The organism is Paraburkholderia sp. CNPSo 3272 (genome assembly GCF_024206495.1).
Taxonomy (GTDB): Bacteria; Pseudomonadota; Gammaproteobacteria; order Burkholderiales; family Burkholderiaceae; genus Paraburkholderia.
The window spans coordinates 41,608-56,130 of the sequence record NZ_JAMBPQ010000016.1 but is presented as its reverse complement, the minus strand read 5'-3'; the positions used below and the strand labels follow the sequence as shown (position 1 = coordinate 56,130).

13 protein-coding genes and 1 pseudogene are annotated in these 14,523 nt (G+C 65.8%); 5 read left to right on the top strand and 9 right to left on the bottom strand.

What is annotated here, in order from left to right:
* The first annotated feature begins 132 nt into the window (after nt 1-132).
* Complete coding sequence (locus M3I53_RS20260; protein WP_254317663.1) at nt 133-1,392, top strand: Hsp70 family protein; 1,260 nt, start codon at nt 133-135, stop codon at nt 1,390-1,392.
* 155 nt (nt 1,393-1,547) lie between these two features.
* Here M3I53_RS20260 and M3I53_RS20255 read toward each other — a convergent pair whose 3' ends face one another.
* The gene (locus M3I53_RS20255; RefSeq protein ID WP_027797379.1) at nt 1,548-1,751 is read right to left on the bottom strand and encodes a cold-shock protein; all 204 of its coding nucleotides are present in this window, start codon (nt 1,749-1,751) and stop codon (nt 1,548-1,550) included.
* Between the two features lie 434 nt (nt 1,752-2,185).
* On the opposite strand from M3I53_RS20255, the gene M3I53_RS20250 reads away from it, so the two are divergent.
* Nucleotides 2,186-3,781, top strand: a complete 1,596-nt coding sequence (locus M3I53_RS20250) for an APC family permease (protein ID WP_254317662.1) — start codon at nt 2,186-2,188, stop codon at nt 3,779-3,781.
* Between the two features lie 119 nt (nt 3,782-3,900).
* Here M3I53_RS20250 and M3I53_RS20245 read toward each other — a convergent pair whose 3' ends face one another.
* The 7 genes and pseudogenes from M3I53_RS20245 to M3I53_RS20215 form a co-directional block, all read right to left on the bottom strand.
* Nucleotides 3,901-4,695: a class III extradiol ring-cleavage dioxygenase gene (locus M3I53_RS20245; RefSeq protein ID WP_254317661.1), complete on the bottom strand. Its 795-nt coding sequence runs from the start codon at nt 4,693-4,695 to the stop codon at nt 3,901-3,903.
* 149 nt (nt 4,696-4,844) lie between these two features.
* The gene (locus M3I53_RS20240) at nt 4,845-5,522 is read right to left on the bottom strand and encodes a UbiX family flavin prenyltransferase (RefSeq protein WP_254317660.1); all 678 of its coding nucleotides are present in this window, start codon (nt 5,520-5,522) and stop codon (nt 4,845-4,847) included.
* An 84-nt stretch (nt 5,523-5,606) separates the two neighbouring features.
* Nucleotides 5,607-5,918, bottom strand: coding sequence for a Grx4 family monothiol glutaredoxin (grxD, locus tag M3I53_RS20235; RefSeq protein ID WP_028214777.1), 312 nt, complete (start codon nt 5,916-5,918; stop codon nt 5,607-5,609).
* Between the two features lie 84 nt (nt 5,919-6,002).
* Complete coding sequence (prmC, locus tag M3I53_RS20230; RefSeq protein WP_254317659.1) at nt 6,003-6,872, bottom strand: peptide chain release factor N(5)-glutamine methyltransferase; 870 nt, start codon at nt 6,870-6,872, stop codon at nt 6,003-6,005.
* A 13-nt stretch (nt 6,873-6,885) separates the two neighbouring features.
* On the bottom strand, nt 6,886-7,968 hold the full coding sequence (prfA, locus tag M3I53_RS20225; protein WP_254317658.1) for a peptide chain release factor 1: 1,083 nt from the start codon (nt 7,966-7,968) through the stop codon (nt 6,886-6,888).
* A 196-nt stretch (nt 7,969-8,164) separates the two neighbouring features.
* Nucleotides 8,165-9,454 (bottom strand): annotated as a pseudogene (gene hemA, locus M3I53_RS20220) (glutamyl-tRNA reductase); the annotation flags it as partial.
* 27 nt (nt 9,455-9,481) lie between these two features.
* On the bottom strand, nt 9,482-10,228 hold the full coding sequence (locus M3I53_RS20215; protein WP_254317657.1) for a response regulator transcription factor: 747 nt from the start codon (nt 10,226-10,228) through the stop codon (nt 9,482-9,484).
* A 196-nt stretch (nt 10,229-10,424) separates the two neighbouring features.
* Between M3I53_RS20215 and M3I53_RS20210 the strand changes: the two genes are divergently transcribed.
* The 3 genes from M3I53_RS20210 (at nt 10,425) to M3I53_RS20200 (ending at nt 13,254) form a co-directional block, all read left to right on the top strand.
* Complete coding sequence (locus tag M3I53_RS20210) at nt 10,425-10,682, top strand: hypothetical protein (RefSeq protein WP_254317656.1); 258 nt, start codon at nt 10,425-10,427, stop codon at nt 10,680-10,682.
* 79 nt (nt 10,683-10,761) lie between these two features.
* Nucleotides 10,762-12,576, top strand: coding sequence for an aminopeptidase P family protein (locus tag M3I53_RS20205; RefSeq protein ID WP_254317655.1), 1,815 nt, complete (start codon nt 10,762-10,764; stop codon nt 12,574-12,576).
* 54 nt (nt 12,577-12,630) lie between these two features.
* Nucleotides 12,631-13,254 (top strand): HAD family hydrolase, encoded by a 624-nt coding sequence (locus M3I53_RS20200; RefSeq protein ID WP_254317654.1) that lies wholly within the window; start codon nt 12,631-12,633, stop codon nt 13,252-13,254.
* Nucleotides 13,255-13,294: 40 nt separating this feature from the next.
* Here the strand turns inward: M3I53_RS20200 and M3I53_RS20195 are convergent, their stop codons facing one another.
* Nucleotides 13,295-14,449: a DUF748 domain-containing protein gene (locus M3I53_RS20195; RefSeq protein WP_254317653.1), complete on the bottom strand. Its 1,155-nt coding sequence runs from the start codon at nt 14,447-14,449 to the stop codon at nt 13,295-13,297.
* Nucleotides 14,450-14,523: the final 74 nt, after the last annotated feature.

Genomic DNA, 14,523 nt, shown 5'->3' with positions numbered 1-14,523 from the left:
GCCCGCGCGTTTTTTGCTTGCGGGGCCGCATCGTGGGCCCGCGGTTGCCCCGCGCGGCGCTTTCGTGCTACAAAGCCGATCCCCCCGACCTTTCCTCTCTTGCGCGCGCATTCGCTGCGGCGCGCTCTTGCCATGACCAGCTTCTGCGCGATTGACTTCGGAACCTCCAATTCGGCGGTGGCGCTCCCGGCAGCGGCCGACGGCGCGATGCGCCTCGCGCCCGTGGAAGGCGCACACACCACGCTGCCCACGGCGGTGTTCTTCAACGTCGACGAACACACGCGCGAATTCGGCCGTGCGGCGCTCGCGTCCTATATCGACGGCTTCGACGGCCGGCTGATGCGCTCGATGAAGAGCATCCTCGGCTCACCGCTCGCCGAGAGCACGACCGACCTCGGCGACGGCAGCGCGATGCCCTATACCGAGATCATCACGATCTTTCTGGAGCACCTGAAGCGCAGCGCCGAGCGTTGCTCGGGTACGCCGATCACGCGGGCGGTGCTGGGCCGTCCGGTGTTCTTCGTCGATGAAGACCCCCGCGCCGATCGGCTCGCCCAGGACCAGCTCGAAGCCGCGGCGCGCCGGGTGGGGTTTGGCGAGATCGAGCTCCAGTACGAGCCGATCGCGGCGGCTTTCGACTACGAGTCGCGCCTCTCGGAAGAAGGGCTCGTGCTCGTCGCCGACATTGGCGGCGGTACCTCGGACTTCTCGCTCGTGCGCGTGGGGCCCGATCGCATGACGCGGCTCGAACGCAAGGACGACGTGCTCGCGCACCACGGCGTGCACGTCGCGGGGACCGACTTCGACCGGCGCGTCGAACTCGCGACCATCCTGCGCGAACTGGGCTACCAGTCGCTCGACCCTGAAGGCCGCGAGGTGCCGAACCGCATCTATTTCGATCTGGCGACGTGGCACCTCATCAACACGATCTACACGCCCAGGCGCGCGACCGAGCTGAAGCTCATGCGCCATCTCTACACCGATACGCGCCATCACGACCGGCTGATGCGGGTGGTCGACGAGCGTCTGGGGCACGCGCTCACGGCGCGCGCGGAGGAGGCGAAGATCGGCGTTTCGGCGGGCGGGGAGACGATGATCGATCTCGAGGCCGTCGAGGCGGACTTGCGTCTGGCATTCGGGGACACGCAACTCGTCGAGGCGGGGCGCGAGGAGACGCGGCGCATCGTGCAGGCGGCGCGAGAAACGGTGCAGGCGGCCGGTGTCGCGCCGGCTCGGGTGAGCGCGCTTTACTTCACGGGCGGCTCGACCGGCCTCCTGTTCCTGACGCAGGCGCTGGCGGAGGCGTTTCCGCAGTCGCAGGCCGTGTTCGGCGACCGTCTCGCCAGCGTGGCGACGGGTCTCGGCATTCACGCACAGCGCCTTTTCGGCTAAACGCGCGGGGCGCCAAAACCCCTCTAAAGCGCCAGGCAACAAAAAACCCCACCTTCCGAAAGAAGCGTGGGGTTTTTCGGTAAGCTTGCTAGTCAGGGCCGCGCAGATGTCGCGTCCAGGTCCTGAAAGCCGTAGCAGACCAATGAGCGCAGTACTTAGACCGGCTTGATGTTGGCAGCTTGCTTGCCCTTCGGGCCCGTGCGGACTTCGAATTGAACCTTTTGGTTCTCTTGCAGCGTCTTGAAGCCGTCAACCTTGATTTCCGAGAAGTGCGCGAACAGGTCTTCGCCGCCGCCGTCCGGAGTGATAAAGCCAAAGCCCTTAGCGTCATTGAACCACTTGACGGTACCGGTTTCCATATTACTTTCCTAAAAATGAATGAAGGCCGAAGCCCGAGAGGTGCACGAAAATCAAGGAAGGGGTATGGGACCAGCCGGAGTACCGTTGATGGGCGAACTACGAAAGACCAATTCACACTCGCCGCTTGAAATCCTGCCCGAACTTTATACGGCTAAACGGCAGGAAGGTCAACTGGGTCCCCGGGAAAGTTCGTATTTTTTTGCTACAGGGGGCGAAACGAACCCTTACAAAGCTTGATAAGCAAATGACTTTTTTGTATTAGGCGGTCGTTTTCAACGCCCTTCCCTGGTGCAACCGGTTAAACTACGCGCCGCGCAGGAGTTGCGCCTACCGGCGCAATCTTCTGTGTGGAGGTACGACAACCGCAGCAAACCCGCCCGCACAACAGACGGGATAAACGCGGTGTCGATCTGCTCTTGAAACAGGAGAAGACGTGAAAAGTTCTATTCAACGGAACATCGGCCCATTCGCGCTGATGTTCACCGGCCTCGGGTCGATCATCGGTTCGGGCTGGCTGTTCGGCGCGTGGAAGGCGGCGAAAATTGCAGGTCCGGCGGCGGTTTGCGCCTGGATCATCGGCGCCGTGGTCATTCTGGCCATCGCGCTCACCTACGCCGAACTCGGTGCGATGTTCCCGGAGTCGGGCGGCATGGTTCGTTATGCCCGCTACTCGCACGGCGCCCTGGTGGGCTTCATCAGCGCGTGGGCAAACTGGATCGCCATTGTCTCGGTGATCCCGATCGAAGCCGAAGCCTCGATCCAGTACATGAGCACCTGGCCCTATGCGTGGGCGCACGCGCTCTTCGTCGACGGGTCGTTGACGCATTCAGGGCTCGGGCTCTCCGCGATTCTCGTGCTCATCTACTTCATGCTCAACTACTGGGGCGTGAAGCTGTTCGCGCGTGCCAACAGCGCGATCACGATCTTCAAGTTCATCATCCCGGGTCTGACGATCATCGGCCTGATGGCGGGAAGCTTCCACCATGAGAATTTCGGCCAAACGACCACGTTTGCGCCATATGGCTGGTCTGCGGTGTTCACGGCAGTCGCCACGAGCGGCATCGTGTTCGCGTTCAACGGCTTCCAGAGCCCGATCAACCTCGCGGGTGAAGCGCGCAATCCGGCGAAGAGCGTGCCGTTCGCAGTGATCGGCTCGATTCTCTGCGCACTCGTGATCTACGTGCTGCTGCAGATCGCCTATATCGGCGCGGTCAATCCGGCCGACGTCGCGAAGGGCTGGAACACCTTCAACTTCAAGTCGCCGTTCGCGGAACTCGCGATCGCGCTGAACCTGAACTGGCTCGCGATCCTGCTCTACGTCGATGCCTTCGTGAGCCCGAGCGGCACCGGCACGACCTACATGGCGACGACCTCGCGCATGATCTACGCGATGGAGCGCAACAACACGATGCCGAAGATGTTCGGCAACGTGCACCCGTTCTACGGCGTGCCGCGCAACGCGATGTGGTTCAACCTGCTCGTCTCGTTCATCTTCATGTTCTTCTTCCGCGGCTGGAGTTCGCTCGCGGCGGTGATCTCGGTGGCGACGGTGATTTCGTACCTCACGGGTCCGATCAGCCTGATGGCGCTCAAGCGCGCTGCCACGGACATCGAGCGCCCGCTCTCCGTGCCGTTCATGAAAGTGATCGCGCCGTTCGCATTCGTCTGCGCATCGATGATCCTGTACTGGGCGAAGTGGCCGCTGACCGGCGAAATCATTCTGCTGATGGTCGTCGCGCTGCCGGTGTACTTCTACTTCCAGAGCAAGCAGGGTTTTGACGGCTGGGGCCAGGATCTGAAGGCCGCATGGTGGCTGTGCGCGTACCTGCCGATCATGGCGCTTCTCTCGCTCGTCGGCAGCAAGCAGTTCGGCGGCGCCGGTCTGCTCCCGTACGGCTGGGACATGCTGGTCGTCGCGCTGGTCTCGCTCGTGTTCTATTACTGGGGCGTGAATTCGGGCTACCGCTCGCCGTACCTCGCGGAACGCCAGGAGCACGACGAAGTCCTCGAAGGCATCGGCGCGCACTAAGTGCCGGAGCAGGCGCTGAACTAAACGTCGCGCGATACAAAAAGCCCGCCTGAAGCGATTCAGGCGGGCTTTTGCTTTTGGAGCGGAAGCGCAGACGGCGCGGCGCCTTACCGGCGGCCCTATTGCACGGCGCTGCCGAATACGTAGTTCGTCATCGCGAGCGCGCGCTGGTAGGTGCCAAGCGACTGCACGCCGAGCGTGTAGTCGTCGTCGGCTGCGCCGAGCGCTGCGAAGACGGGCAGCAGATGCTCGTCGGTCGGGTGCATGAGCACCGCGTGCGGGGCGCGCTGGCGGTAGTCGAGCAACGCGTCGATGTCGCGCGCGGCGAGGTGGTTCTCGAACCATTGCGTGAACTCGGCCACGCGCGGATCGGCGTCTTCCGGCCGCGCCGAGAAGTCCGCCTCGCGCAGGTTGTGGGTGATCTGGCCCGAGCCGATCACCATCACGCCTTCGTCGCGCAGCGAGCGCAGCGCACGGCCAAGCGCGAAGTGATGCGCGGCGTCGGCGCGCGGCTGGATCGAAAGCTGGGCGACGGGCACGTTCGCGTCGGGGAACATCAGCAGCATGGGTACCCACGCGCCATGGTCGAGGCCGTGCGCTTCCTCATCGACAGGCACGCCTTGCTCGCGCAGCAGCGCCGCTGCGCGCTGCGCCATCTCGGGCGCGCCCGGCGCCGGATACTGGATCTCGTAGAGCGCGCGCGGAAAGCCGTAGAAGTCGTGGATAGTCTCAGGCTGCGTGGCGGTGCTGACCACGGGGCGCATCGTGCCCCAATGTGCCGAGAGCATGAGCACCGACCGCGGACGCGGCAAATGCTCCGAAAGCACGGCGAAGCCGCCGGAAGGCAGCGACGGGTCGATCGGCAGCGTAGGAGCGCCGTGCGACAGGAAAAGGCTAGGTGTGCGGGTGGTCATGATCGTTGGCTGACCGCGCCGGGGCGGTCCGAAAGTATCGTATTGCGATCAATATAAGACTGTCCCGTCGCGAATTAAACGGCGCGAAAGGGAATTGATTGTGTCGCCGATATTGATAATCGCGCGGTGCGCGAAAGTACGCCCGGCGCTTATTCGTCGGCGCCGCGCAACCCCGGCCAGGCGGGCGAGAGGGCGGGCCCGAGCGCGAACAGATCAAGCACGCGGGCGACCGTGTGATCGACCATCTCGTCGATCGAAGCCGGCTGGTTGTAGAAGGCCGGCAACGGCGGGAAGATCACGCCGCCCATTTCGGTCACGGCCGTCATGTTGCGCAGATGGGCGAGGTTGAACGGCGTTTCGCGCACGAGCAGCACGAGACGGCGGCGTTCCTTGAGCGTGACGTCTGCGGCGCGTGCGATCAGGTTGTCGGAGAGACCGTGGGCGACACTCGCGAGCGTCTTCATCGAGCAGGGCGCGACGATCATGCCGTCGGTCGCGAACGAGCCCGAAGCGATGGTTGCGCCGACGTCGCGCACGGAATGCACGACATCGGCGCGTGCGTGCAGCTCGTCCTTGCTGAGCTGCAGCTCGTGCTGGATGTTGAGCCAGCCCGCCGCCGAAACGAGCAGATGCGTTTCGACGCCGCCGAGCCGCCGCAGCATGTCGAGCGTGCGCACGCCGTAGATCGAGCCCGTGGCCCCCGTGATCGCGACGATCAGCCGGCGTTGCGGCAGTTGTGCGATAGCGGACGAGGCAGGAAAGGCGGTATTCACGTCAGGCGGGAGTCGGAGCGAAGGCGAGGCGGGGTCGAGGCGAAGGCGCCTCATGGAAGAGCGCCGGTATTGCGTACCGAGCGCTCGGTACGCAACAGGCGCAACGTCGTGCGCCCGATGCCGTCCCGTGGCTGGCGACTACGCCGCGGCGAAAAGCTGCTGCAGCTCGCCGTTCTGGTACATCTCCATCATGATGTCCGAGCCGCCGATGAACTCGCCCTTCACATAGAGCTGCGGGATGGTCGGCCAGTTGGAGAATTCCTTGATGCCCTGGCGGACTTCGTCGTCCTCCAGCACGTTGACGGTCTTGAACTGATCGACGCCGCAGGCTTTCAGGATCTGCACCGCGCGACCGGAGAAGCCGCACATCGGGAACTGCGCGTTGCCCTTCATGAAGAGGACGACGGCGTTTTCGTCGACGATCTGCTTGATGCGTTGTTGGGTGTCCATGACTGACCTTGCGATTGAATTGATGCTGAATACGTTGGAATGCAGGATGAAATGATAGCGGATTTCGCCCGTGCAAGCCCGGCGTTACCGGGAGCGTGCCCGGCCGGCCGGCTGCGCTAGACGGCCCCCGCTGATGCGCTCGATGCCGGCCAGATCGCGCTCGGAGCGTACGTCCCTGAAACCGGCGTCGTTCAGCAACGCCCGGACGGCGGCCGCCTGGTCGTAGCCGTGCTCCATCCAGAGCACGCCGCCCGGTGCGAGGCGGGCAGGTGCGCCCGCGACGATCGCGCGCAGGGCGGTGAGACCGTCGGCTTCGTCGGTGAGCGCGCCGCGCGGCTCGAAGCGCAGGTCGCCTTGTTCCAGATGCGGATCGCCGCTCGCGATATACGGTGGATTGCTCACGATCGCCTCGAATCGCAGCGCCGCATCGAGCGTGTCGTACCAGCTGCCTGCCACGAACGCGAGCGGGCCGCCGGGACGCTGGGCGTCGAGCAGCTTCGCGGCGTTGCGCGCAGCCACCTCGAGCGCGGCCGCCGAGCGATCGACGGCCCAGACGCGCGCATCGGGGCGCGCCGCGGCGAGCGCAACGGCAATCGCGCCGCTGCCGGTGCCGAGGTCGAGTACGCGCGGCTGCGCGATGCCCTCGAGCGCCGCGAGCGCCGTTTCCACCAGGAGTTCGGTATCGGGGCGCGGAATCAGCACATCTGGCGTCACGTCGAAGTCGAGGCCGTAGAACTCGCGCGCGCCCACGAGCTGCGCGATCGGCTCGCCACGCACGCGGCGCGCCTCGAGCGCGCGGTAAGCGTCCACGCGGGCCGCGTCGAGCGCCTCGTCGCCGCGCGTGATGAGTTCGGTGCGGCGCCAGCCGAGCACGTGCATCAGCAGAATGCGCGCTTCGAGCGCGGGCAGTGGCGTGGCGCGCAGCAACGCCTCGGCGGTAACGGCTTCGCTCATGTGTCTTGCGCGCTCAATCCGCGTCGCCGAGCGAGGCGAGCTGCTCGGCCTGATGCTCGGAGACGAGCGCGCCGATCAGTTCGCCGAGGTCGCCGTCCATGATCGCTTCGAGGCGATAGAGGGTGAGATTGATGCGGTGATCGGTGAGCCGCCCCTGCGGGAAGTTGTAGGTGCGGATGCGCTCCGAGCGGTCGCCCGAGCCCACGAGGCTCTTGCGCGTCGCCGCTTCCTTGGCGTGCTGCTCCTGGTACTGCTTGTCCTTGATGCGCGCGGCGAGCACCTTGAGCGCGCGGTCCTTGTTCTTGTGCTGCGAACGGTCGTCCTGGCACTCCACGACGATGCCGGTCGGAAGGTGCGTCACGCGCACGGCCGAATCGGTCTTGTTGATGTGCTGGCCGCCCGCGCCCGAGGCACGGAAGGTGTCGATGCGCAGATCGGCGGGATTGATCTCGACTTCGCCGATTTCGTCGGCTTCCGGCATCACCGCGACCGTGCAGGCCGACGTGTGGATGCGGCCCTGCGTTTCGGTGGCGGGCACGCGCTGCACGCGATGGCCGCCCGACTCGAACTTGAGCTTCGAGTACGCCGCGTCGCCCGCAATGCGCACGATCACTTCCTTGTAGCCGCCCAGATCCGACTCGCTCGCCGACATCATTTCGATCTGCCAGCGGTTGCGCTCCGCATAGCGCAGGTACATGCGCAGCAGGTCGCCCGCGAACAGGGCCGACTCGTCGCCGCCCGTGCCCGCGCGGATTTCGAGGAACACGTTGCGGTCGTCGTTGGGGTCCTTCGGCAGCAGCATCATCTGCAATTCGTGCTGGAGCTGCGCCATGCGCTCGCGCGCGGCTTTCACCTCTTCCTCGGCGAAGTCGCGCATCGAGGCGTCGGATAGCAGGTCTTTCGCTGCGATCTCGTCGTCTTTGGCCTGACGCCACTGTCCGTAGTGCTCGACCACTGGTCCGAGCTCCGCATGCTCGCGCGTGAGCTTGCGGTACTGGTCGCGGTTCGAGGTCACGTCGGGACGGCTCAACAGGTCGTTCAGCTCGGCCAGGCGCGTAGTCAGCTGGTCGAGCTTCGATTGCATGCTCGTTTTCATCGGGCGGTGCGGAGCGGGCTCCGGATAGGACTGCGAGAGAGAGGAGGCGGGCGGGACGGCCCGGTCGTGCAGGGCACGCATGGCGCGCGCCCGACCGCGAACGTCGCTAACGGTCCGAACTGCCGGACGAATCGGACGAATCAGAAGAGCCGGCGGAACGCGGCGAGGCGCCGACCTCCGCCGCGGGCTGCGCGGTGTCGTCTGTCCTGGCCGGCTGGCCGTGGCGGTAAAAGCCGCCCATCAGTTCGATGAGCGAATCGCGCTGATCGCCGCTCGACGTGTTGAGCGCGTGCGTCGGACCGTGGATCAGCTTGTTGGTGAGCGACTGCGACAGCGCTTCGAGCACGGCCGACGGATCGTCGCCGCGCGCGAGCATCTTGCGGGCGCGTTCGAGCTCGGCGCGACGCAGCGTGTCGGCCTGGGTGTGCATGTGGCGGATGACCGGCACGATGCTGCGCGAGTCGAGCCACTGCATGAAGTTCGCCACGCGCGACTCGATGATCGTCTCGGCCTGCGCGACAGCAGCCTGACGCGAGGCATTGCCTTCGCGCACGATCGTGCCGAGATCGTCGACGGTATAGAGAAACACGTCTTCGAGCTGGGCGACTTCGGGTTCGATGTCGCGGGGCACCGCGAGGTCGACCATGAAAATGGGGCGGTGACGACGCGCCTTCACCGCGCGCTCCACCGCGCCGAGTCCGATGATGGGCAGCGTGGACGCCGTGCACGAGACGATGATGTCGAACTCGTGCATGCGCGCTGGCAGATCGGAGAGCGCAATGGAGCGGCCGCCGAAGCGTTCCGCAACGTAGCGCCCGCGCTCGGCGGTGCGGTTTGCGACCACGAGTTCGCGTGGTTGCTGTGCGGCGAAGTGCGCGGCGCACAACTCGATCATCTCGCCCGCGCCGATGAACAGCACACGCTGGTTCGCGATCTTGTCGAAGATGCGCTGCGCGAGGCGCACGGCGGCTGCGGCCATCGAAACCGACTGCGCGCCGATTTCGGTCGTGCTGCGCACTTCCTTCGCCACGGCGAAGGTGCGCTGGAACAACTGGTTCAAGTAGGTGCCGAGTGCGCCGGCCTCGGTCGCGGTGCGTACCGCCGTCTTCATCTGGCCGACGATCTGCGTCTCGCCCAGCACCATCGAATCGAGCCCCGAAGCCACCCGGAACGCATGACGCACCGCTTCGGACTGCGGCAGCGTATAGACGTGCGGCGCAAGTTCCTCTTCGCGGATGCCGTGGTAATGCGAGAGCCAGCTCACGGCGGCGTCGCGCGAGCTTTGCGCGTCGGTCGCGCAGTAGAGCTCGGTGCGGTTGCAGGTCGAGAGAATGGCGGCTTCCGGCGCGCTCAGCGAACGCTTGCCGGACCACGCTTCCTTGAACAGGGCGAGCGCGGGCTTGATCTGTTCGAGCGGAAACGCCACGCGTTCGCGCAAGGCGACGGGCGCGGTGTGGTGATTGATTCCGATCGTTAGAAGCTGCATACCATGGGGGCGAGATTTAGGCGGATATTATAACTTTTCCTCGCTTCCGACATTCGCGCCGACAGAGTCCGACACTCCGGTAGGTGATAGGGGAAGCCGTTCGAGCTGGTAGCCATAGCCATACAAAGTGGTCAGACGCCAGCCGTGCTCGGGCCCGAGCTGCAATTTGCTGCGCAGCCGGGAAGCGTGCGTGTCGAGAGTGCGCGACCGAACGTCGCGGTTCAGATTCCACACGGTTTCGAGGATGCGCGCCCGCGAAACGGGGCGCGATGCATTGGTGAAGAGCAGCAGCGCGAAACGGTATTCCTTGGGTGTGAGCGCGACGGTTTGACTCCGAAACGACACTTCGTAGCGCCCCGAATCGAAGAGGTAGTCGCCAAAGCTATGGCGGGCGCGATTGCGCGGCCGGCGCACGCCGGCGCGGCGCAGGAGCGCGTCGATGCGCGCGAGCATTTCAGGGCCGCGCACGGGCTTCGCGATGCAGTCGTCCGCGCCGGCCTGAAGGCTCGCGACGATTTCGCTTTCATGGGGCGCGAGCATCAGCGCGATCGCGGGCAAACCCGGCAGCAGCTTGCGCGCCTGGGGGATGAGGTCGTCGGCGCCGGCGTCGCCGCACCACCATGCGGCGATCAGCAGGTCGAAGGTCTCCTGTTCGAGTGTTTCGAAGAGGTGTGCGCCAAGCGGGAAGTGGTGGCACGCGTGCCCGCCCGCAATGAGCAGGCGGACGAGGGTTTCGGCCTGACGGGTGTCCGGTTCGACAAGGGCGATTCGCATACGAGAGAGTGCGGCTGGGGCGGCCCGGACGCGCTTGCCTTGCGCAATCCCGCCCCCTACACTCAACCGCTACGCGGGAAGCGCCGAGCCGACCGTTTTTCCAGTTTTAATAGAGTCTAATCAGGCTACAAATGCTAGCTCTCGTGCTTCGGCGGTCCTATCGGACTTATCCGAAAACCTATAGGACAAGTCTTTGATGGGCTGGCCCGGTATCGTCATTCTCGGTCTGGCGGTGGGCTGTGCGGGGTGGTGGCTCCATCCCTTGCGGCGCGCCGCACGTCACGGACTCGCGCTGGCGGTCGTCGCCGGCGTGCTCGGCGCAGCGCTCGCGAATGCGGCGGGCAGTGCTACTGGCCTCTTCTACGATGGCGAATTGCTCCAGTGGCCGCTTTGCACGGCGCTCGCGCTCGTTTTCGTGGGCGTGAGCGTGGCGCTGCGCGCGCGGCGCAGCTAGTCGCGTACAGCTGGTCCTCCCAGGCGCCGCCTTTGGCCGAACCCGATCTTCCGCTTCGAATTCTTCGCAGGTGAAAAACATGAACGCCCGACTCCCCGAAACCTCTTCGACTCCCGAACGCATCGCCGCCCTGCGCGCCGCAATGACGCGCGCCGGCGTGGATGCCGCCCTCGTGCCCTCCGCCGACCCGCACCTGTCTGAATACCTGCCGCGCCGCTGGCAGGGGCGCGAGTGGCTCTCGGGCTTCACTGGCTCGGTGGGCACGCTCGTGGTGACTAAGGACTTCGCGGGCGTCTGGGTGGACAGCCGCTACTGGGTGCAGGCCGGGCAGCAACTGGCCGGCACCGGCATCGAGCTCATGAAGATGATGGGCGGCCAGCAGAGCGCGCCGCACATCGACTGGCTCGCGCAGAACGTGAGTGCGGGCGGCGCGGTGGCCGTGGATGGCGCGGTGCTCGGCGTCGCCTCGGCGCGCGCGCTGGCCGAGGCGCTCAAGGCACGCGACGTCGCGCTGCGCACGGACCTCGATCTGCTCGACGACGTCTGGCAAGGCCGCCCGTCGCTGCCGCTCGAGCCCGTCTACGAGCACGTCGCGCCGCACGCCGACACGAGCCGCGCCGGCAAGCTCGATCAGGTGCGCCGCGCGATGCAGGAGAAGGGCGCGCAGTGGCACTTCATCTCCACGCTCGACGACCTCGCCTGGCTCTTCAACCTGCGCGGCGCGGACGTGAACTACAACCCGGTATTCGTCGCGCACGCGCTGATCGGGCCGGACGACGCGACGCTCTTCGTCGCCGACGGCAAGGTGGGCGAGGCGCTCGTACAGTCGCTCGCGAAAGACAAGGTGCGCGTCGCGCCATACGCCGAGGCCGCCGCCGCGCTCGCGGCGCTGCCCGCGAAGGCCGCGCTGCTCGTCGATCCGCGCCGCGTGACGTATGGCTTGCTGCAGGCGGTGTCGTCGGCGGTCAAGCTCGTAGAGTCGGTCAATCCGAGTACGTTCTTCAAGTCGCGCAAGACCGCCGCCGAAGCCGACCACGTGCGCGCGACCATGGAGCAGGACGGGGCCGCGCTTGCCGAGTTCTTCGCGTGGTTCGAGGCCGCGCTTGGCCGTGAGACCATCACCGAGCTGACCATCGACGAAAAGCTTTCCGCCGCACGTGCGCGCCGTGCGGGCTTCAAGTCGCTCTCGTTCGCGACCATCGCGGGCTTCAACGCGAACGGCGCGATGCCGCACTACCGCGCCACGCCCGAGTCGCATAGCGTGATCGAAGGCAATGGCCTGCTGCTCATCGACTCGGGCGGCCAGTACCTCGACGGGACGACCGACATCACGCGCGTCGTGCCCGTGGGCACCCCGAACGCGGAGCAAAAGCGCGATTTCACGCTCGTGCTCAAGGGCATGATGGCGCTCTCGCGCGCGAAGTTCCCGCGCGGCATCCGCTCGCCGATGCTCGACGCCATTGCTCGCGCGCCGATCTGGGAAGCGGGCGCGGACTACGGCCACGGCACGGGACACGGCGTGGGCTACTTCCTGAACGTGCACGAAGGTCCGCAAGTCATTTCGCACTACGCGCCGGCCGAGCCCTGGACCGCGATGGAAGAAGGCATGATCACCTCGGTCGAGCCGGGCATCTACCGGCCGGGCAAGTGGGGCGTGCGTATCGAGAACCTCGTGCTCAACCAGCGCGCCGAAACCACCGAATTCGGCGAGTTCCTCAGCTTCGAGACGCTCACGCTCTGCCCGATCGACACGCGCTGCATCGATCTCGCGCTCCTGCGCGCGGACGAGCGCGAGTGGCTCAATGCCTACCACCAGACGGTGCGCGTGCGCGTGGCGCCGCACGTGAGCGGCGATGCGCTCGCGTGGCTCGAAAAGCGCACGCAGCCGATCTGATTTCCCTGGTATCCCGATAGCGATCAGAGAACGAGCGAGCGGAGCGAGAAGCGTATGACGATCAAGGCAGTGGTGTTCGATTTCGGCGGGGTGCTCGTGGACTGGAGCCCCGAGTATCTCTATCGCAAGCTGATTCCCGACGACGACGAGCGCCGCTGGTTTCTCACGCACGTCTGCAAGATGGACTGGGTGGTCCGCCAGGACGGCGGCGAGCCCATTGCCGTGGGCACCGAGGAACTGGTCGCGGCATTTCCCGGGCACGAAGCGCTCATCCGCGCGTTCTACGAGCGCTGGCACGAGATGGTCGGCGGCTTGCTGGCCGGGGGCGTCGCGACATTCGAGCGCCTGGAGGCGGCGGGCATGCCGATCTTCGGTCTCACGAACTGGTCCGCCGAGACGTTTCCGTGGGCGTGGGAGCGCTTCGGCATCCTGCGCCGCTGCCGCGATATCGTCGTGTCGGGCCACGTGAAGCTGGTGAAGCCCGATCCGGCGATCTTCCACGAGATGTTCCGCCGCATCGAGGCACAGTTGCCGGGCGTGAAGCCCGAGGAACTCGTTTTCATCGACGACAACGCGCACAACGCCGAAGCGGCCACGGCGCTCGGCTGGCACGGCGTGCACCACACGAGCAACGCCACCACCGACGCGAAGCTGCGCGAACTCGGCCTGCCGGTCTAGCCAGACTCGACCAGGCAGGCTGAAGCCGGCGCCCGGCCCGCTATTTCGAAGCGGGCGCCGGCACCGGCTGCAGCAAACTGCGCAGCGCGTCGGCGATACCCTTCGCGGTTTGCCCGGCGCCCTTCGCCACCCCTTGCGCGCTCACCCCGAGCGCCTGCGCAAACCCTGCCCGCAACTCCGTCATCATGTTTTCGTTGAGCTTGAACTTCGGGTCGCGCAGGTTGCCGTCGAGCACGAAATGCAGCGTGATCTCACCCTTGTGCGCCTTCAATGCGGCCACGGCGGCGCGCGTCGGGATCGACAGGAAGGTGTCCACCGCGTCGCCGCTTTCCGAGAGTTGCAGGTTGTGCAGCGTGACGACGCCCGGCGCGTGCAGGTGATAGCCGCGCACGGTCGAGGTGAGATCGAGGTCGAGTGTGCCGCCCGTCACATTGGCCTTCGCGCCGGCCTTTTTGAGCAGATAAGGATCGATCGTGCGCACATCCACGCCACGCAGCGTCGTGCGGAGTTGCGAGTCCTTATTCGCGATTTGCATCCAGCCGTCGAACGTGAGGCGTCCTGTGTGCTCCGGGCCGACGACATTGCCGACGATCGAAACGCGGGTGGGCTCCGTAAGCGCCGGCAGCTGGATATTGTCGACGCTCGCCTGCGCCCGGTTGACCGTGACGCGCCACGGCGGATTGGTCACCGACCGGTCGTAGAAGTCGAATGTGCCGTTTTCGAAGCTGATATGGTCGATGATCTTTTGTTGCGGCAGACCGCTTCCTCCTTGCGCGCCGTTCGTGGGCGTGTCGCTATGCGCCATCTCTTCGCGCAGATTCGGCAGGATCAGGATCGAGCCGCTTTCCCGGCGCAGCACCGTCATCGTGAAATCGCTCACCGTGATGTCGCGAATATGCACGCGGTGCGAGACGAGCGCGCGCAAGTCGGGCGTAATTGTGATGCGCGCGGCGCGCAGCGTGTCGGCGGTGGGCCAGTTGGGCGGCGGCTTCAGGCGCACGTCGGTAAGCTCGACGGATGACAGAGTGAACGCCACGTTCACGCTCCCGGCCGTGCCGACGGGCGCGAGCGCGCGCTCCACATAGGCCTTCGCCTCGCGCTGCAGCGCGTAGAGTGTGCCCAGCGCCGCGAGCACGAGCAGCGCGACGACGATCGCCACGATGAGGACAACACGGTTGCGCAGCGGCGTCGCCATACGGAATTCCTCGCGGGGAGCCGGGCTTGATCAAGCCCCAAGTAGCCTAAGCGTAGCGGCTTTCGAGCAACCGC